Here is an 18,479-nt window from a genome sequence, read left to right on the forward strand (position 1 = left end):
AGATAAAATATAAAATAAATATACGTATAAAGAGGAGAAATTAAATTATGGCAAACGAAAAAAGATTTTTAGAAAACAGAGTAACAGTATTAGGTACGGTAAAAAGCATTAAAATTACTGACAGAGACGAAGTGGGGCCGAATAAATTCCCAGCTAAATCATTACGAATGGTTGTAACAACTGGCGAAGGTGAAAACCATACAGTAGAAGCATTTGCAATGAAGCATTACATTGACAAAGAAACAGATAAAGTAGCAGTGGATAACACTGGTAACAAAGTTGTATCTCCATCATATACAGCATTAGAAACAGTTGAAAAAGAGTATGTTTCACAAGAGCAAATTGATGAGCAAGGTTTAGAAGTTTCACCAACTATCGTTAGAGTTAATGGCTCACTTGAGCATAACATGTACAAAAATGCTAAGTCTGGACAAGTGGTAGAGGGATTAAGAATTAGTGCTCGTTTCTTCAATCGTTTAGATAACACAGAAGATAAGTTTGGTGTTACATATACAATTGAAGCATTTACTTTAACTGGTGCAACACGTGTATTAGATAAAGATGAGAACGAAACCGAAGAAGTAACTTTCAAAGCAGCAACAATTGATTATAAAGGTATTGCTCAACCATTTGAATTTACTGTTCAAGGTAAAATGGCTGACGGAGTTGAAGACGGTTTAGAGCAAGGTATGTCTGTTTTAATCTCAGGTAGTATCAGAAATAAATTCCATACATATGAGGTTGCACGAGAGGCTTCAGGAATGTCATTTGGTGAAACAATTGTAGATATTAAACGTGAAACAATTCGTAAGAATATTGCAACTGGTATTAATGTATATGATGAAGATGATGCAAAAGCTATCTCAAGAGAAGATATGACTGAAGCAGTTAAGAAATATGAGGCAGCTAAATTAGAAGTTAAGTCTTCAGAGCCTAAGAAAAAAGAAGTTAAAGCTAACAATGGTTTCAATGCACCAGCTAAAAAACCTGTTGCTAGTACGATGGCAAGCGATATTTCTGATGATGATTTACCGTTCTAAATTAGGTGATTAAAGAAGATAAAATATACATAAGGGAGGGTGAAACCTCCCACATAATTGAATAGGAGATGAGTAGGTATTGGTTAAAAAAACCAAATTATTTAACCAAGATATTTATGACCAAGTATCTCATCATTTCAACAAACCAGACGAACTTTATGTGCTAGACAGAAGTGGTAAGTTTGGAAAAATAATTTGGTCGGAAGAACAAAAAGAACATATTTTTGACTTACACTTTGGTAAGAAAATTGCTATAGCATATATTTCACACAAGTTTAAGGTTAATCACGAAACAATACGTTATATGATGAAAGATGAAGGTAAAACACTTGTTAATCACACCACATATAAACAAGTGTATAAAATTAATCATACATACTTTAATAAAATTGATGCTCCAGATAAAGCATATTGGTTAGGAATGTTATATGCTGATGGCTCAATAATAGAAAGACAAAACACAATAAAACTATATCTTAAAGGTGAAGATATTACCCACGTTCATAAGTTTCAGATTGCTTTGGATACTGATTATCCATTTGAATATTATGTGAATAACCGTAAAGGTTCATTTGGTACTTATGAGACAAATATGTGTGGGCTAAGAGTGAGGTCTAAACAAATGTTTGGTGATTTATGCAGATTAGGTTGCACCCCTAGAAAAAGTTACAGTTTAAAATTTCCTACAGAAGAACAAGTACCTAAAGAATTTTTGAGGGATTTTATTAGAGGGTTCACAGACGGAGATGGTTCAATTGGTTATACAACTCCTTCTGAAATGAAACATTACACTATTGAGTGGAGCGGAGTTTCTAAGCCTATGATGGACGGCTTACATAAATATTTTCAAGAGCAAGGTTTTTACTCTAAAGCAAAAGTTAGAGCAAGCATATTGAAAAACAAATATGGTTCAAACTTTTATAAATTAAGGTATTCTGGCAATAATTTGGCAAGAGATATAATCAACCACCTTTATTATGAAGGTGCGAATACTTATCTTTGGAGAAAACAAGATATAGTTTGGGAAATGAATGAGTATTTCAAGCAATTAGAAAAAGATAAAATATTAAATAAAAAAACTATAGAATTAGACAATTTGATAACAGAGTATTACATAAATAAAAAAAGAGAAAATAGGAGAGATTTATTAATGAATTTAACAGAAATTAAACCAACGGTAGTATCAAAAGACTTAAGAAGTAAAATCATTTTCACAGCAGGTGCGCCTAAAGTGGGTAAAACTACACTAGCGAGTAAATTTCCTAAGCCTTTATTTGCGGCAACTGAAGCAGGGACAAACGCATTAAATGGTGTGTACGTTCAACCGATTAAAAAATGGGCTGACTTCCGTAAGTTTACTAAGGAGTTAAGCAAACCAGAAGTAAAAGATATGTTCGAAACAATTGTTATCGATACAGTAGATATTCTTTGGGACTTATGTGAAGATTTTGTATTATCTTCAAACGGTGTTACTAAAGTTGGAGACATTCCATTTGGTGCAGGTTATGGAATGATTGCAAAAGAATTTGATAAAAAAGTTCGTGAGATTCCTATGATGGGATATGGTTTAGTATTAATTTCTCACTCAACACAAGTAACTATTACATCAATCACTGGGGAAGAGTCAGACCAATTCCAATCTACACTATCTAAACGTGCTAAAACACTAGTTAACAGAATGGCTGATATTTCTGGTCATATTCTACCCGTAGTTAATGAAGAGGGCGCTCAAGAAACAAGATTGTACATGAGAGAAACTCCATTAGTTCAAGCTGGTTCACGTTTTAAATACATTCCAGAGTCAATTGTATTTACTTACGATAACCTTGTTGATGCTATTAGTATTGCAGTAGACAAACAAGCAGAAGCAGATGGAGTTCAAGCCACTGAGACACGTGAAAATTCATACGCACAAGAAGAATTAGACTTTGAAGAGTTAAAAGCAAGAATGGTTGAACTAGGTAAGAAGTATGTTGAAGCAGGCAAAAAAGATATCTACACAGATAAAATGTCTGATTACTTTGGTTTCACTGATGATAAGAAGGCAGCAGCAGTTAGAGTTGCAGATTTAACTGAGAAACATGTTGAAGCGATGTCAATATTCTTAGATGATTTAGAAGGTTAACAAAAATAAAATATAATAAATAGTTCAGTAGATTAACCCTCTACTGAACACATTTTTAAATTACATATACATAGAAATTACATATAAATATCAATATGAAAGAAGTGGTAATGTGGCACGAAAAGTTAAATGTCCATATTGCAATCAGTCTGATGAAAAGGAAAATATGATTCATCAAAGCACTAGTAAAAGATATTGGCATAAAGAATGTTTAACGAAGAAAGAAAATGAACGTCTATCTAATATGTCAGAACAAGATATTGCTAAAGAAAGAGATAAAGAAGAAAGAAAAAAGTTAATTGAGTATATTTGTAAGCTATTTGATATTCAAGCACCTACTGGTTTTATATTAAAACAAATCAAAGAGTATCACACTGAATATAACTATAGATATTACGCAATTCAATTAGCATTAGAATACTTCTTTGTCGTTAAACAAAACGATACTGGTAAGTCTAAAGGTATAGGTATTGTCCCATATATCATGGAGGATGCTAAAGAGTTCTATATGAATTTAGCCAGATTAAAGAATGAAAAATACATAGAAGCAGAAACAAAAACAGTAAAAGTTAAAACTAAGAAAAATAGAAGCAATAATCGTAAGAAGAAATTAATTGATATGGAAGATATATAGGGAAGTGGTGGAGTAAATGGAATTATTTCCAACAAAAGATTTATGTTATGCATTGGCTACTTTGATGAAAGAACCTTCACTTCTTGAAGAAAGTAAAATTAGACTAGATAGAAGTGATTTTTACACTAAAGGGGAGTCAAAGTTCTATCAAATTATATTTGCAGCTATCAACAATTTATATTTAAAAGATGGAATGACAAGAATTGAGCCTGCAAATATTGATGAATATTTAAGCAACTATCCAACTATGTATGAAACATTTGAACAAAATGGTGGGGTAGAGTTCCTTTACAAAGTAGAAGAAATAGCTAATCCAGATTCATACTTAAGATATGCTACAAGAATCAGAAAGTTTTCATTGCTACGTGATGTAGAAGAGAAAGGATTCTCACTTGAAGGTATCTATGAGGTATCTGAAGACTCAGAATTAAACAGCCACTATCAGACTAGATTTGAACAACTATCAATAGATGAAATCATAGAACATTATGAAAGAATTGTAAATGATTTTTCAAGCAAATTTGGTATTGGACATGATACTGAAGGTGGTATAGCAGGGCAAAATGGTATGGACTTACTTCAAAGTTTTCTTGAAGAACCTCAATATGGAGTATCAACATGTGGCAAATTACAAAATACAATATTTAGAGGACATCAAAAAGGTTCATCAATGTTACGTTCAGCTACTACAAATGCATTTAAATCTCGTACAGCATTGGCAGAAGCAACAGATTTATCAATTAGCAAATGGTATAACTGGAAGACCAATAAGTGGGAATCAAAAGGCAACTCTGAAAAAGTATTGTTTATCTCTACTGAGATGGAACAAGAAAAGTTAGAGCCAACTATCTGGGCTTATATTTCAGGTGTTAAAGAAGAAAATATAAGAGATGGTGCATGGAATGATAAAGAATATGAAGTGATTAAAGAGTCTATTGAACACCTAAATGAATGTAGTAATTTCTTTATTGAATATATTCCTAAATTTGACCCACAAACAATTAACTCAGTAATCAAAAAATACGCAGTTCAACATGAGGTAGATTACGTTTACTTTGACTATATCCACTTAAACTTTGAAATCATGATTGAGATTGCAAACAAGACTAAAGGTATGAGTACTCGTGAGGATATGATGTTAAGTATCTTTGCAGCAGGATTAGAGGAACTAGCAAAAGAATATAACTTCCATTTATCCACATCTACTCAGTTAAATGGTAACTTTGACCCAGCTAGTGATTCATTTGATAGTCGTATGTTACGTGGTGCAAAGTCTATGGCAGATAAATTCACTAAGGCTTGTATCATGAATCAACCTACTGAGAAAGAATTAAAACAGATTGAACATATTACGAAAGACGGTTACAGAAAACTACCTAACATGGTTTGGCATATTTATAAGAACCGCGAATCAAAGTTTAAAGGTAGATTATATTTATACATAGATTTTGATACTATGCGTATGACAGATTTGTTTATGACTGATAATAATGGTAAACAAATTAATGTTCCAGAGCGAGTATTGGAATCAGTTGAAGCAGTGGAAGAATACGATTTCTAGGAGGGAATAAATTTGTTTGATAAAGATAAATTTAAGACCTCGCTAACAGAAAACGACATAAAAAAAGTATTAGATTATTACAATAGTGATTATCATGAGGGGAACAATGGGGAAGTAATTGGGCAAACGGTCTGCCATAATCACTCTGGTGGCTCACATAAGCTTTATTACTACCCAGAAACTCACTCATTTCAATGCTATACAGGTTGTGGAACATTTGATATTTATGAATTGATTGAGAAGGTTAATGGTAATAGAGGGAGAAAACTTAACTTTTCTGAATCAATTAAAGAATTAGGTAAGATATTAGGTAAACACATCAACTTTAGTAATAACCCTGTAGGCTTTAATAAAGTAGTTAAAACTATAAGCGATTGGGAATGGTTAGACAAAGTAGTTAAGAAAGAGAAACCACAACCAAAACTTAAGAAATATCCGAAAAGTATATTATCACCATTTATTACAGCATACCCTAGTACTTGGTATGAAGAAGGAATATCAGTACCAACTATGAGAAAGTATAATATTATGTTTTATGCTGAAATGTTTCAAACAGTTATCCCACATTACGATGAGAATGGAGAGATAATCGGAGTAAGAAGTAGGAACTGGAAGAAAGAATTAGTCAGCAATGCAAAATATATACCAACATATGTAGGTGAGGTGGGATATAACCACCCACTTGGGTATGCACTATATGGTTTATATCAGAATAAAGAAACGATTAGACGTAGAAAGAAAGCAATGATTGTTGAGGGAGAGAAGTCATGCTTATTTGCAGATACGTTCTATGGAGATGATAACTTTGTAGTAGCCATTTGTGGTACTAATATGTCTAAATATCAAGCAGATTTACTATTAAATTTAGATATTGATGAAGTTATTATCGCACTAGATAAAGATTATTTCATTACTGACTCACCAGAGTATGATGAATATATGAGTAAAGTAAAAAAGATTGGTAAACACTTTGCTCCATATGTGAGAACTTATCATCTAACTGATACTAGAGGATATTTAGGGCTAAAAGAAAGTCCTTTAGATGCCAGTAAGGAAACATTAGAAAATATTATGGAACACGACAAGCATGTTCTAACATTAAAAGAATTGGAAAGTAGGGAGTAAAGTGGAAGTAACATTAAAAAGTGAATATACTTCTTCTGTTACTCCTCTTCATTTTGTATTAAGAAATCGAGGAATAAATGAAGAGGATATACAAAAGATAGTTAAACCTACACAAGATTTAATGCCTAATTGGAGAAAGTTAAAGAATATCGAAGAAGGTATTAGTTTATTGAATAAGCATATTGAGAACGGTAGCAAGATTGCTATACAAGTGGATTAACGTTGTCTGAGTCCACTATAAACACCTTAAATTGCGGGAAGTTCCTTAGAGCTTTTGTAACCAAGCTTGTATAGGGATATACAAGTGGCGAGCGTAATGAAACTCGGTATGGTAACATCACAAAAGATTGGATAACCACGCATCGAAGCGTCTGGAACAGATGAACGTTCAACGACTATAATAGGTGGCTCATAGAGTTATGGTATAGTCTATTCCCTTTTGTCGCATATATAAATTTAGGGGGAAACGATGAGAAATAAGAGAGCGTATAGAATCACAGAGTTTGATGAGCAACTTTTAAATACTTTAATAATAGAATACAAAGAAAATAATGTATCATTAAGAAAACTTCAAGAGAAATATAATATAAATAGGCATAAACTCGCTAAGATATTTGAAGAAATGAAAGTAAAAACAACAAAAGGTAATCATTATAGAACTTACTTTCATAACTTTGATTATTTTGAAAAAATTGACTCTCATGAAAAAGCATACTGGTTAGGCTTTATAATGGCTGATGGATACATACAGCAATATAAGAATAAATATTATGGAGAAGACTGTTTGGGAATCACTCTACACGAAAATGATTCAGATATGCTTGATAAGTTTAAAAATGCAATAAGTGCAACAAACCCTGTCAAGTTCTATACTGAAAAAACTCAGAACAGTTGGGTGAAAAAAGGATATAACCCAGAAAGTAAAATTTGTAAAATTATATTGAAATCACAAAAAACTTGTGACGACTTAATTAAAAAAGGTGTTACATATAATAAGTCATTGGAGAAAAACCTGCCTAACCCTGAGGAATTACCACGAGAACATTTTTACAGTTATTTAAGAGGTTATTACGATGGGAATGGTACTGTATATATCCATAAAAGAAAAACAATAGAAAACTCATTTAGTTTTGCTTTTTCAACATGCATTTGCTTCGCTAAAGATTTACAAAATATAATTGGGGGAACAATTATTGAAGACAAAAGATGTGATTACAGAGTTTGTACTTTAAAATTAACTATAAAAGAAAGCGAAGACTTATTTGAGAAAATGTATAAAGATAGCACAACAGAAACAAGAATGGAAAGAAAATATTTAAAAATTTTAAATAAAGATAAAATATAAAAATTATGCGACAATAAATATAGCGAAAGCTAGGGTATAAAAGCCAGATATGGACGGTTTGACGAGTTCTGCAATTATGTATAAATATATATCACAACATTTGAATTATGATAATGTAGTCGTAATTGCACCTAAAGGTAAATATCATGGTATTCGTCTTGATAGCACTTTGGAGGCGTTATCTAAGGGAGATTTATTAATAACACCCGATGCTGGCAGTGCAGACTTCCTAGAGCATGATGAATTACATAAACATGGTATAAATGTATTGGTTATTGACCACCATTTAGCTGAAGAAAGAACATCTACACCTGCTGTAATTATTAATAATCAATTGTCACCAGATTTTATAAATAAAGCTTTAACAGGCTCAGCTATGGCGTATCTGTTTTGTTTAGGATATTCTGAACTGTATGATTTACCATTGCCTACAGATTTACAAGATTTAAGTGCTTCAGGTATGGTCGCTGATAGAGCAGACTTCTCTAAAGATATCGGAGCTTACTATATGATGAGAACAGGCTTAAAGAAAGAAAACATACATAGCAAGCTAATTAAATACTTAATTAACCACAATAGTAATCTTGAAGATACAAGAGATATGACAGCTAAAGATATAGGTTTCAATGTAGCACCACTATTCAATTCAGTCTTTAGAATGGGTAAGCCAGATGAGTTAGAACAAGTAATACATGGTATGTGTGAGTTTGACTATACAATATTCAATAAACGTTTAAAGAAAGATGAGCATATTGTAGCTGAAGCTTATAGAAGAGCAAGTGCAGTTAAACGTAGGCAAAAGAAACAAGAAGATGAAGTAATGGAGAAGATTACCGAAAGAATTAAAGAAAAAGGTTCTGACCAACATAAGATTCTAATTGTTAATTCAACTGGTATTATTGAAGATAATGGGCTAAATGGTTTAGTAGCGATGAAGTTAGTACGTGAGTATAAACGACCAGTATTAATGGTTAAGTTAATTGGTAATCAGTTAAAAGGCTCAGCTAGGAATGTTCCTAATAGTCCTATCACTGATTTAAATAAGTTTCTAACAGATACAGGTAAATTTGTATGTAAAGGACATGCCAATGCTTTCGGAGTTGAGTTTGATATTAGCGTTGCAGGCTCAGTACAAGATGAACTAGATGAATTACTATCTGATGTAGATTTCAATGATGCTGAGTACGAAGTGGACTTCCAATGGAATGGTTATGCTGATACAGATACAATATATGAGTTAGCTGACAATAGTGATATTTGGTGTAATGGTATAGATGAGCCATTAATTCACGTTAAAGATTATGTAATGCAAAAAGACGATATTAAATTCATTGGTAAGACTGAAAGAACAATTAAGTTTACTGTGCAAGGGGTAGACTGTGTGAAGTTTAATATTAGTGAAGCTGAAAAGTATTCTATTATCGAAGCACCTAGTACGATAACAATGAATATGGTAGCTACAGCAGGAGTAAATACGTTTATGGGTAAGAACACACCACAACTATTGATTGAAGACTTTGAGATAGGTGTAGGAGAAACAATCACTCAAGCTTTAGATGATATGGACTTCTCAGATTTACCTTTTTAAAAATAAAATATAAAAAATTGTTGACACTAAAATATAGACATGATATTATGAATATAGGTTAGTTGAGAGGTTAGTGATTAGCTTCTCAACATAACTTATACAAAAATAAAATATAACAAAACTATTGACATCAAAGATTAAACGTAGTATAATAAGTATACAAGTTAATTATTGGTTGAACATTCTTAAACTTTATGGGTTTTCCTAATTTAAAAAAATTAATTACACAAATAAATTTCTTTATTCCTTATCTCATAAAGTTTAAGGTGTTCAACGAGTGATTAATAATAAATATATAAGGTATCTGAAAAGGTGTGGAAGCCGACTAAAGCGTTCCTTATGTGTTACACTCGAAAAAATATTTAAAAAGATAATTTAAATATTTGATTGTATATGTTTAGTAAGGTGGCTGTTAATCAACAAACGTCTCCCTTACATAAGTGGGGTGGCTTCGTATCCATCCTCACTACTTATGCTCAAGTCTAGTTGACGTACTAAACAGAGTATTCTTGGTGCAACTCCAAGATAGAGCACATTTTAAATTTCATTTTTAATTACCAACCTTTTTTGAAAAGCACTCTAGCAGGGTTTACTACCAACCTTTCCCTGTAATAGAGTGCTTTTTTATTTGTCATAAAAGTGAGTTTTTATCATGAATTTTTGGGTATAAATAGTTACAAAATACAATAATGTGTTGTATATTAATAAAGAGGTGAATAACTATGAGTAAAAGCGAGCAACAGCATATAGATGGAGATGTGCTTAAGCTTGTAGATAGAACGCTTGAGAGACATGGAGAGATTATTGAAGGTTTAAAAGATAAATAAAGGAGTGCTTATAATGAATGCAGAGACATTGGTTATTGAAGTGAATAATAAAGAATATTTAACAATCAAAAAAGCTTCAAGAATTTTAAAAATGAGTAAGGGTCAAGCTTTGCTGAAACACACATATAAACACTTAGAAGAAATAGTAAAAGAGAATGAGGTTAAGAAAAAAGTAAGAGGGAATAAAAATTGATTTGAACAATATAGAGGAGAATATGTTATGTGTAAGTCAAAAGATATTAAAGAAAACAATAGAGAACAAGAGATTATTAAGTTAGCTGAAGAAGTGTTTAAGCAATATGATAAAACATTGAAAGATTTAGTAAAAAGATAAGTCGAGAATGTGAAAAATAATTCTTGACTTCTTTTAAAAGATAAAATATAATATATTTAAGATAACAAAAAGGAGTGGTTAGCATGGATAGAGAATTTAACATGCCGCAGTTAATACAATATGTATGGGATAACGATTTATATGATACAAGATTTACAAGCACAGATAATGAAGTTGTATTAGAATTCTTTGAAGATGATGATTGGGATATGTATGGTAACTGTAATAAGGAAACGTTGTTTAGACTAAGTAAAATGGAAAAAATATAAAATCAAGGTTTTATAAAAAAAGGAGAGAGTAAAATGAGTGAGTTAAAAAATCAACTAATAAATAAAGATGCGAAGGTTGTTTATGATACAGATGATTTAATCGGTAAGAAAATTTTAGGAGTTTTCGATGACTATGCAGCATATGGATATGTCGGCAATACTATTACGATGATTGTCACAGAGGATAAGCTTTTGTATATAAACATTTTAGAAGATGACTATGATGGAATTAGACGAACACATATGACAGAAGATAGGTTACTGAATATGGTTACAAAAGATTATCCTAATATGGATATAATAAATTTTCTCATTAAGTTTGGAATAGTTGATGAGGAGAAGTATAAAGCGTATCGAGAAAACAGAGAAAAAGAATTGGAACGATTACAAAAAGAGCGTGATTACGAAAAATATATAAAATTAAAAGAGAAATTTGAGGAGAATTAAATATGAGTTTAAAAGTAATTCAATCATATCATGGCACAGGTGGTAAAGAAGGATATAAGTATGAAGTAGAAAAACTAATAAGAGAAACTGGGAAATATATTCTTATTGGTGAATTGAAAGATTTCCCAATGGATGAAGAGGTCGTTGAATTGAATGGGTTGGTTTACAATGTTGTTAGTGAATATAGTAGAGATGAGTTACCTACAGATGAAGAAAATGAAGTAATCGTTTATGAGTTAGAAAGGTATACATACCCAACATTTCATAGGTTGAGATGGAAATAAAAGAAACATTTTATTAATAAGGAGAGATAAAAGATGTGGGAAATTTACACTTTGTATATGATTGATGAGAAATATAAGAAAGCTGTGCGATACTATTCTGGAACAAACGGATATAAGTTAAGAAAAACTGGTATCGTATATATGTATGAAAAAGGATATGATAATTTTGTTGTCACTACAGAAGCTCCAGAAGAATGTGTAGATTTAAAGGGTTATGAAGTAGTATAAAATGAAGATTTTATAAGGAGAATAAAATATGAAATTAATTGAAAAAGTTAAAAAGTTATTCAATAAAAATAATAAAGAAATGAGCCCAAGTGCTTATTTCAACGAAGTAAAAAATAAGAAAAATGTAGTAACGGATACATCATTAGATGAATATTATAATAACTGCTTAAGGTTAATTACTAAGTATGAAAGTACTGGACAAAAGAAAGCATTAGAGAAATTGATTCATTTAACTTCTTGCGTTGAAAAAGAAAGAATTGTAATTAAATCTGGTGTAGATACATTTGTATATAGAGATGATGTATTTGAATACATTGAAGATGTAGCTAACGATGTGGTGAAAATTATCGAGATGGAGAATTACAGTAGGGATATTCCAGATGATGTTATAGAGAAATACAATCAAACTAAAGGGTTATTTGATAAATTTTATGTTCTTTTTACTGATTATACTGGTAATTCAGAACGAAAAGTTCAAGCGGAGAAAAGGGAAAAAGACCCTATTTTGTTTGGGGTTTTTGTTGAAAAAATTAATGGAAATAATTACTTAAACGATAGAATGTATGTTATTGGTGATTGGGAAGATGAGTACTGCGATTTAACACTAGAGAAAATGGTAAATGAATATAAGGATAGTAAAGGTAAAGACATAGGGAATGAAATCAAAATTCCAGATGATTTAGAAGGTCTTATAAATAAAATAGCGAGCAAAGAAAATGGATAGAATTGATTTAACTACTGATAATGTGTTCACAACAAAAAATGGGGATATAGGGTCGATTTTAAAAAAAGTTACTGGTGTTGCATCGGATAATATATATCAACCTTTAGTTAAACGAAGTTTTAAACATAATCAAGATTATTATTTAGAGTCAGAGCTTAATTTATACACTGGGACACGATTAGAAATTATAAGAAGTATAGAAATTAATGAAGTAGTTAATGGAAACTTATGTGAAAGATGTGGAAAAAAATCACACTCGTTAACCCTAACTGCTTTATGCGAAAACTGTGAACATATAATGAATCTTGAAAGTGAAGTTGATGAAGCATTTAAGTACTTAGAATTACATAAATTAAGAAGAAATAAGAATAGCAATAGAATTAGTGATGTCGATGAAAGAAATACTTATTTGTTTCTGTTTATAGAGAGTGATTAAAGGAGAATAAAATATGACAAAAGTAAAAGAAATAGTATTAGTTTTAGAAAACTGTGAATATATAAATATTCCAACTAAGCATTTAGGAAATATAATTATTGAAGACATAGATATAAGTGTAAGACGAAATGCAATCAATAGTATTGATAAGCTACAAACTGCTAATAGTATCTATTTAGATATCATTAAACCAGAAACAATTAAAACTTTAGGACTATTTGATGAAGATGATGAAGAAAGTCTTAGTTGTTCTAAGAGACTAATTCAGCATGCGGATATAACAAGTGTAGAAGTTGCATATGATGATAATTCAAAAGAGGAATACTTTGTCGATTGGGACTGGGATAATGAGTATGTAAATAGTTATCAAGATACACAGCTTGCTAAGAATGGAAATCTACATGTTTTAATCAATCGTAAGAAAAAGTTAAAGGACTTCCTTGACAATGAGAATTTTGAGGTTAGTTACGACCATATCATGAAAGAAAAAGAAAGTAATGAGTGGGGCTTTTGGGAATAAAACAATGATTTTATCAGGAGGATAAACTATGGGAAACAATAAAGTATTTGTAAAAGTTTTTACAAATGTACCAGAAGAGTTAATGGAATTTAAAGTTCAGAGGTGGCTAGATGATAACGCTGGTATCAATATAATAAATGGAACTCAATCACAAGATGGAGAATACATGGCACTTACTATTTTTTACACAGATAATTAAATTAAGAGGAGAATAAAATATGAAAATTTTAAAAAATGATGTTGAAATACTTTATTGGGAAGATGAGTTAATTAATAAAGAAATAAAGAATATTAAATTAGAAGAGTATGGTAACGGGTTCAGGCTCATTGTTATCACTTCAGACAAAAAAGTATTTTATAGAGAATACTATGAAGACATAGATATGTGTACTAGCTATGGAGGAATATCAGAGGATGAAATTGCTGATATATACAAATACGATTCTGATGGAGTAATGAGAGAAATGTTAGACAACAATGACTTAGTTAACCTTGAAGTAGTAGAGCAGATAAATAAAGAAGTTCAGGCTCGCAAACTAAAAAGAAAAAAAGAAGAAGAGTTAAGAGAATATGAAAACTATTTGAAGTTAAAAGAGAAATATGAAAAGAGAGTGAGTAAATGAAGGATATATTGTTGAATCTAGTTTTTAGAATCCTGATTGTACTAGGAGGATTTATCGTATTAGGATTTCTTGTATTAATGATTTTTCAGTGTGTATATATTTATAAAGAACTCATCAACAACTTTGACATTATGCTTTATTTAAAAATTGCTGGTGCACTATTTGGGATTATTATTGCAGGGATTATTGGGATGTTTTCAGTCTTACTTTTTAATGATTGGTTAGACACTAAAATTTCAAAAATAAAATAATGGTTTTATTAGGAGGAAATAATTTATGACAAGTAAAGAGTTTGAAGAGAAGGTTATAGAGTTAGGATATAAGTATAAATACGAAGTAGATGATTTTGATACAGATGAAGTATACGAATATATCTGTAATTCAAGATGAGAACTTGTTAGCACGCACACATTATATACATATGAAATAGGTACGTCTTATAGAGAATTCACATGGCTACCAGATGAGGAGAAGGAAAAGTTAATTAAGCTTATGTTTGAATATATCAAAACGCCTATAGAAGATAGAAAAATTAAGGCAGTATAGAAAGCTAAGACGGTTGAGTATTATGACGTTGTAAGAAGTTAGGGGTAGTGATAGTTTTTGGAGAAATTTAAAGATAAACACTTATACAAAAATAGAGTTAGAGAACAAACTGTTAAAAACTTAGTTCTGAAAGTTGAAAAACTTTATAATAAACATGGTAAATATCAATCTATTGGTCATAAATATTATTATTCAGATACTAAAGAATTTACTTTATCTAAACCTGAACAGAAATTATTTATAGATAAAATGAAAGCATTAGGTTTCATTGTTAAACGCAAGAGATTTGAAAAGATGATTTATGTTTATAAAAGTAGTGTTGTTAATGATTATTCAAACATGTATTTAGAAGTTATGGAGAAATTAGAAAAATAAAATTCAGATTTTATTAGGAGGAAAATAATGTTTATTAAAGGCAAATATAATAAAGCAGAAATAATGACTACAAATATTGAGTGGACAGCAATAGAAAGAGTTAGAAATATGACTAATTTAGATTATTTAAAAGATACCAATATAGTTATGATGCCAGATGTTCACGAAGGTAAAGGCTGTGCTATTGGTACAACGATTATGTTTAATGATGTGAACGATATGAAGATTTCACCTTCTTACATTGGCGTAGATATTGGCTGTGGTATGTCTATGTATCCGTTAGGGAAGTTAGATAAAATAGAACTTGAGAAATTAGATAATTTTATACACAAAAACATCTCAGTTTATCCTAGAACAAATGAAGATACAGAAATATTTTTTGAATCATTGTTTGAGAGCGAAAGTAATGAAAAAGTTATACAGAAAGTCTTTTTAAACGAACTTACAACAAAAAAATTAAGATTTCAAGACGTTGGGTTTCAAAAAAGATTGAATTCAATTGGTACATTAGGTGGAGGAAATCACTTCATTGAAATAGGTAAAAATAGTGAAGATGAATATTTCTTAATTGTGCATACAGGTAGTAGGTTTTTAGGTGCAGCAATAGAGAAACACTACCAAACTAAAGCTATTAAATTACACAATAAGATTGATACTAAACCTATTGTAAACGAACTAAAACGACAAAGAAAATATGAAGCTATACAACCAACTGTCAACTTACTTAAAGAGTTTGATAAGCTTTCTAATTATAAAGATGAAGATTGTTACTTATGGGGTAAAGATTTAGAAGACTATATCTATGACCAGAACGTAGCAGTTGATTACGCTTATACTAATAGGTTATTCATTATCAATAAGATTTTAGATTTCTTTAACATTGAATGGGATAGTAAGAAGCACATAGATTCACCACACAATTACATTAATAAAAATATTGTGCGTAAAGGCTCGTGTAATGCAGAAAAAGGTAAAGACGTATTAATTCCTATCAATATGAGAGATGGAATTATATATGGCAAAGGAAAAGGCAATAAAGATTGGAATTGTTCTGCACCACATGGAGCAGGAAGAGTATTATCAAGACGTAAAGCAAAAGCTCAGTTAGATATAGATACGTTTAAAGAACAAATGAAAGATGTTTATAGTTCGACTGTGGTAGAAGACACTCTTGATGAATCTCCTGATGCATATAAACCAATGCAAGAGATTTTAGATAATATTAAAGATACTGTAGATGTTGTAGATATTATTAAGCCTGTCTATAACTTTAAAGGTATTGAAGAAAAGAAATGGTGGGAAAGATAAAGTATGGATATCTTAAAGGTAATAGGTATGAGTGTTCTTGCAGTTTCAGTTTTGACAACAATGTTTGCACCAATATTTTTAGTAATGACAGGAGAAATATTCTACCCAAAGAAGTTTAAATTAAGTGATTTAGATATAAAATATATAAAATATTTTGCTAAAGTTAGAATGATTTCAGGTGAATATGAAAGCATCGATTATGAAAATTATAAAAATCAATCTACGAACGGTAATGATTACATAATAGATAATAAAGTATCATATTCAAAATATAATATAGAAACAGTTGAAATAGTCGGGTATGGCAAAGCAAGTTTAGATAAATATACATATTATATTAAAACAGACGAAAAAGGAAATATCCTCTACCTTGCTAATAGGAACGCTAAGTTAATACCATTGTTAGAGACTGTTGAGTATAATGTTAAAGATAATATGGCTATTAGAAGATAATTTATAGGAGGAATTTGATGAGTGAAGTATTAACTACGTTTTTAATAACTGTTGGAATTTTTGCTGTGTTATTTGGTGGAATATATTTAATAGTGAGGCAAATAATTAAAAGCGAAGAAAAAACTAATAAGATAAAAAGAGATATTATTATGGGAATAAATATAGATAATATGGTAATTGAGAAACTTGAAAGATTTGTAAACATAAAAATGATGTCTGGAGATAAATTTGATGAAATAGATATGGAGGAGTATAACTCAATCAATGACCCGTTAAAAAATGGTTCATATAGAATACATAGACAAGCAATAGAAAGTGAATACCATTACTCTAAAGGATACGGTTATATAATGCATAATGGAAAGAAATTGAAAGTTACGATATATGGCGATGAAGATATGAGTATCAAAAAAATAGTAGATAATGAAAAAACAGAGTATCTTAATGAATTATTAGGTATTGAGAATATACGTTACATATTATGGGACTTTAGAGATAATACGATTTCTTTAGATTATCATGGTTGTTGGTCACAAGATACATATAATATAAAACGATAAAATGTGAATTTTAAAAGGAGAATAAAATATGATGGATTTATTTGAGAACTTTTTAGATGGTACTATATTAACTGTAATTATATACTTGCTAATTACAGTGAGTTGGCAATGGGTAGAGAAAAAGGTAAAAGGTGAAAGAACATATGTATTTTGGCATGATGTAGTCGCTATTGTATTCTCAGTAGTATTGGCGATACTTTTAATGTTATTTCAAAATGTATTGTTTATTTTACTTGTCACTGCATTAATTAAATTAGTAGCACAAATTGTAATATTAATATTAATTTGGAATACAGTTGTAGAATTAATAGGGTTGAGAAAGGTTAATAAACTATTAAAGCAACAGATTGAAAGTAAAGATAGACAAATTGAAACATTAGAAGAATTATTAGCAAACAAATAGATGAACACTATTGAAAAAAACTGAATATAAGTGATAATAGTAGTATAAGTAAGTAAAGGAGTTTTTAAATGAAATATAGAATCATTGGTTTATCTATAGCTATAATAATTTTGATAATATATGGCACAGCAATTCAACCTAGATTAGACCTTGAAAATCCATGGATAAACTTAATTTCATTAGTAATCATGTTTACAGTTTTAGCAACATTAGGAACAATTGCAAGAAAGTTGGATAAAATGTAGTAATTACTTGAAAGTAGTTTATAGATAAATGATATTTACCAAAAGTAGCTCAGGACATCCTAAGCTACTTTTATTTATGTCATCTTATTAAAAATAAAATATAAAATATTGTTGACTTATTATATATCCTTATGTATACTCTAAAGTGTAAAGAAAATAAAATATAAAAAAGGAGTTATAAAAATGAATAAGAAAATTAATGAAGGTATTAAGGTATTAGCAGACACAATGAACTATGGTTCAATTAAACAAAAGGTATCAACAATTATCGCTACTTCGCTAGGAGTATTAGCAAGTGTAATCTTAATTGATTTTGCAGTAACAGTTATTAGATACATATTTGAATTAGAATACTTTGCAATCACAACACCATTCGTAGCATTGGCTATTCTATATTATTGCCAAACTAAACACCCTAAAGATAAGACACGTACATATAGCAAATTCGCTAAAGATAGAATGTAATACATAGAAGGAGT

26 protein-coding genes are annotated in these 18,479 nt (G+C 30.1%); all 26 read left to right on the forward strand.

What is annotated here, in order from left to right; all coding sequences use genetic code 11:
- The first annotated feature begins 47 nt into the window (after positions 1–47).
- The gene (locus LQ617_RS10335) at positions 48–1,040 is read left to right on the forward strand and encodes a hypothetical protein (protein WP_239740314.1); all 993 of its coding nucleotides are present in this window, start codon (positions 48–50) and stop codon (positions 1,038–1,040) included.
- Positions 1,041–1,119: 79 nt separating this feature from the next.
- Positions 1,120–3,165 (forward strand): ATP-binding protein, encoded by a 2,046-nt coding sequence (locus tag LQ617_RS10340; RefSeq protein ID WP_239740315.1) that lies wholly within the window; start codon positions 1,120–1,122, stop codon positions 3,163–3,165.
- A gap of 112 nt (positions 3,166–3,277) precedes the next feature.
- Positions 3,278–3,799, forward strand: coding sequence for a hypothetical protein (locus LQ617_RS10345; RefSeq protein WP_239740316.1), 522 nt, complete (start codon positions 3,278–3,280; stop codon positions 3,797–3,799).
- A 16-nt stretch (positions 3,800–3,815) separates the two neighbouring features.
- Entirely contained in the window at positions 3,816–5,360 is a 1,545-nt protein-coding gene (locus LQ617_RS10350; RefSeq protein WP_239740317.1) for a DnaB-like helicase C-terminal domain-containing protein, read from the forward strand.
- Positions 5,361–5,372: 12 nt separating this feature from the next.
- The gene (locus LQ617_RS10355) at positions 5,373–6,485 is read left to right on the forward strand and encodes a hypothetical protein (protein ID WP_239704953.1); all 1,113 of its coding nucleotides are present in this window, start codon (positions 5,373–5,375) and stop codon (positions 6,483–6,485) included.
- Position 6,486: 1 nt separating this feature from the next.
- On the forward strand, positions 6,487–6,705 hold the full coding sequence (locus tag LQ617_RS10360; protein WP_239740318.1) for a hypothetical protein: 219 nt from the start codon (positions 6,487–6,489) through the stop codon (positions 6,703–6,705).
- Between the two features lie 249 nt (positions 6,706–6,954).
- Positions 6,955–7,830, forward strand: coding sequence for a hypothetical protein (locus LQ617_RS10365; RefSeq protein WP_239740319.1), 876 nt, complete (start codon positions 6,955–6,957; stop codon positions 7,828–7,830).
- 49 nt (positions 7,831–7,879) lie between these two features.
- Positions 7,880–9,418, forward strand: a complete 1,539-nt coding sequence (locus tag LQ617_RS10370; protein WP_239740320.1) for a DHH family phosphoesterase — start codon at positions 7,880–7,882, stop codon at positions 9,416–9,418.
- Positions 9,419–10,258: 840 nt separating this feature from the next.
- The gene (locus LQ617_RS10375) at positions 10,259–10,438 is read left to right on the forward strand and encodes a hypothetical protein (RefSeq protein ID WP_239704958.1); all 180 of its coding nucleotides are present in this window, start codon (positions 10,259–10,261) and stop codon (positions 10,436–10,438) included.
- 224 nt (positions 10,439–10,662) lie between these two features.
- The gene (locus LQ617_RS10380; protein WP_239740321.1) at positions 10,663–10,848 is read left to right on the forward strand and encodes a hypothetical protein; all 186 of its coding nucleotides are present in this window, start codon (positions 10,663–10,665) and stop codon (positions 10,846–10,848) included.
- Between the two features lie 33 nt (positions 10,849–10,881).
- Complete coding sequence (locus LQ617_RS10385) at positions 10,882–11,295, forward strand: hypothetical protein (RefSeq protein WP_239740322.1); 414 nt, start codon at positions 10,882–10,884, stop codon at positions 11,293–11,295.
- 2 nt (positions 11,296–11,297) lie between these two features.
- Positions 11,298–11,579 (forward strand): hypothetical protein, encoded by a 282-nt coding sequence (locus LQ617_RS10390; protein WP_239740323.1) that lies wholly within the window; start codon positions 11,298–11,300, stop codon positions 11,577–11,579.
- A gap of 33 nt (positions 11,580–11,612) precedes the next feature.
- The gene (locus LQ617_RS10395; protein WP_239740324.1) at positions 11,613–11,807 is read left to right on the forward strand and encodes a hypothetical protein; all 195 of its coding nucleotides are present in this window, start codon (positions 11,613–11,615) and stop codon (positions 11,805–11,807) included.
- 28 nt (positions 11,808–11,835) lie between these two features.
- Positions 11,836–12,531, forward strand: coding sequence for a hypothetical protein (locus LQ617_RS10400; protein WP_239740325.1), 696 nt, complete (start codon positions 11,836–11,838; stop codon positions 12,529–12,531).
- Positions 12,524–12,967: a hypothetical protein gene (locus LQ617_RS10405; RefSeq protein WP_239740326.1), complete on the forward strand. Its 444-nt coding sequence runs from the start codon at positions 12,524–12,526 to the stop codon at positions 12,965–12,967. Before LQ617_RS10400 ends, LQ617_RS10405 begins: the two co-directional genes overlap by 8 nt.
- 13 nt (positions 12,968–12,980) lie before the next feature.
- Positions 12,981–13,487, forward strand: coding sequence for a hypothetical protein (locus tag LQ617_RS10410; protein WP_239740327.1), 507 nt, complete (start codon positions 12,981–12,983; stop codon positions 13,485–13,487).
- A 28-nt stretch (positions 13,488–13,515) separates the two neighbouring features.
- A complete protein-coding gene (locus tag LQ617_RS10415) occupies positions 13,516–13,686 on the forward strand; it encodes a hypothetical protein (protein ID WP_239740328.1) in 171 nt (56 codons plus the stop codon).
- A gap of 19 nt (positions 13,687–13,705) precedes the next feature.
- Positions 13,706–14,110 (forward strand): hypothetical protein, encoded by a 405-nt coding sequence (locus LQ617_RS10420; RefSeq protein WP_239740329.1) that lies wholly within the window; start codon positions 13,706–13,708, stop codon positions 14,108–14,110.
- Positions 14,107–14,361, forward strand: coding sequence for a hypothetical protein (locus tag LQ617_RS10425; RefSeq protein WP_239740330.1), 255 nt, complete (start codon positions 14,107–14,109; stop codon positions 14,359–14,361). The genes LQ617_RS10420 and LQ617_RS10425 overlap by 4 nt, the downstream gene beginning before the upstream one ends.
- Before the next feature lie 352 nt (positions 14,362–14,713).
- Positions 14,714–15,031, forward strand: a complete 318-nt coding sequence (locus tag LQ617_RS10430) for a hypothetical protein (protein ID WP_239740331.1) — start codon at positions 14,714–14,716, stop codon at positions 15,029–15,031.
- A gap of 27 nt (positions 15,032–15,058) precedes the next feature.
- A complete protein-coding gene (locus tag LQ617_RS10435) occupies positions 15,059–16,339 on the forward strand; it encodes an RtcB family protein (RefSeq protein ID WP_239740332.1) in 1,281 nt (426 codons plus the stop codon).
- Between the two features lie 3 nt (positions 16,340–16,342).
- Entirely contained in the window at positions 16,343–16,792 is a 450-nt protein-coding gene (locus tag LQ617_RS10440) for a hypothetical protein (RefSeq protein ID WP_239740333.1), read from the forward strand.
- A 17-nt stretch (positions 16,793–16,809) separates the two neighbouring features.
- Entirely contained in the window at positions 16,810–17,352 is a 543-nt protein-coding gene (locus tag LQ617_RS10445; RefSeq protein ID WP_239740334.1) for a hypothetical protein, read from the forward strand.
- A gap of 28 nt (positions 17,353–17,380) precedes the next feature.
- Positions 17,381–17,755, forward strand: a complete 375-nt coding sequence (locus LQ617_RS10450) for a hypothetical protein (RefSeq protein WP_239740335.1) — start codon at positions 17,381–17,383, stop codon at positions 17,753–17,755.
- Positions 17,756–17,823: 68 nt separating this feature from the next.
- Positions 17,824–18,000, forward strand: a complete 177-nt coding sequence (locus LQ617_RS10455; RefSeq protein ID WP_239740336.1) for a hypothetical protein — start codon at positions 17,824–17,826, stop codon at positions 17,998–18,000.
- A gap of 183 nt (positions 18,001–18,183) precedes the next feature.
- On the forward strand, positions 18,184–18,465 hold the full coding sequence (locus LQ617_RS10460; protein WP_239740337.1) for a hypothetical protein: 282 nt from the start codon (positions 18,184–18,186) through the stop codon (positions 18,463–18,465).
- Positions 18,466–18,479: the final 14 nt, after the last annotated feature.

The sequence above is a fragment of the Mammaliicoccus sp. P-M59 genome, assembly GCF_022386135.1.
GTDB classification, from domain to species: Bacteria; Bacillota; Bacilli; order Staphylococcales; family Staphylococcaceae; genus Mammaliicoccus; species Mammaliicoccus sciuri_A.

Bases quoted from the DNA above. Each gene is read 5' to 3' on its own strand.
- LQ617_RS10335 (WP_239740314.1), top strand. From the start codon at position 48: ATGGCAAACGAAAAAAGATTTTTAGAAAACAGAGTAACAGTATTAGGT.
- LQ617_RS10350 (WP_239740317.1), top strand. From the start codon at position 3,816: ATGGAATTATTTCCAACAAAAGATTTATGTTATGCATTGGCTACTTTG.
- LQ617_RS10365 (WP_239740319.1), top strand. From the start codon at position 6,955: ATGAGAAATAAGAGAGCGTATAGAATCACAGAGTTTGATGAGCAACTT.
- LQ617_RS10370 (WP_239740320.1), top strand. From the start codon at position 7,880: ATGGACGGTTTGACGAGTTCTGCAATTATGTATAAATATATATCACAA.
- LQ617_RS10375 (WP_239704958.1), top strand. From the start codon at position 10,259: ATGAATGCAGAGACATTGGTTATTGAAGTGAATAATAAAGAATATTTA.
- LQ617_RS10380 (WP_239740321.1), top strand. From the start codon at position 10,663: ATGGATAGAGAATTTAACATGCCGCAGTTAATACAATATGTATGGGAT.
- LQ617_RS10385 (WP_239740322.1), top strand. From the start codon at position 10,882: ATGAGTGAGTTAAAAAATCAACTAATAAATAAAGATGCGAAGGTTGTT.
- LQ617_RS10390 (WP_239740323.1), top strand. From the start codon at position 11,298: ATGAGTTTAAAAGTAATTCAATCATATCATGGCACAGGTGGTAAAGAA.
- LQ617_RS10395 (WP_239740324.1), top strand. From the start codon at position 11,613: ATGTGGGAAATTTACACTTTGTATATGATTGATGAGAAATATAAGAAA.
- LQ617_RS10400 (WP_239740325.1), top strand. From the start codon at position 11,836: ATGAAATTAATTGAAAAAGTTAAAAAGTTATTCAATAAAAATAATAAA.
- LQ617_RS10405 (WP_239740326.1), top strand. From the start codon at position 12,524: ATGGATAGAATTGATTTAACTACTGATAATGTGTTCACAACAAAAAAT.
- LQ617_RS10410 (WP_239740327.1), top strand. From the start codon at position 12,981: ATGACAAAAGTAAAAGAAATAGTATTAGTTTTAGAAAACTGTGAATAT.
- LQ617_RS10415 (WP_239740328.1), top strand. From the start codon at position 13,516: ATGGGAAACAATAAAGTATTTGTAAAAGTTTTTACAAATGTACCAGAA.
- LQ617_RS10420 (WP_239740329.1), top strand. From the start codon at position 13,706: ATGAAAATTTTAAAAAATGATGTTGAAATACTTTATTGGGAAGATGAG.
- LQ617_RS10425 (WP_239740330.1), top strand. From the start codon at position 14,107: ATGAAGGATATATTGTTGAATCTAGTTTTTAGAATCCTGATTGTACTA.
- LQ617_RS10435 (WP_239740332.1), top strand. From the start codon at position 15,059: ATGTTTATTAAAGGCAAATATAATAAAGCAGAAATAATGACTACAAAT.
- LQ617_RS10440 (WP_239740333.1), top strand. From the start codon at position 16,343: ATGGATATCTTAAAGGTAATAGGTATGAGTGTTCTTGCAGTTTCAGTT.
- LQ617_RS10445 (WP_239740334.1), top strand. From the start codon at position 16,810: ATGAGTGAAGTATTAACTACGTTTTTAATAACTGTTGGAATTTTTGCT.
- LQ617_RS10450 (WP_239740335.1), top strand. From the start codon at position 17,381: ATGATGGATTTATTTGAGAACTTTTTAGATGGTACTATATTAACTGTA.
- LQ617_RS10455 (WP_239740336.1), top strand. From the start codon at position 17,824: ATGAAATATAGAATCATTGGTTTATCTATAGCTATAATAATTTTGATA.
- LQ617_RS10460 (WP_239740337.1), top strand. From the start codon at position 18,184: ATGAATAAGAAAATTAATGAAGGTATTAAGGTATTAGCAGACACAATG.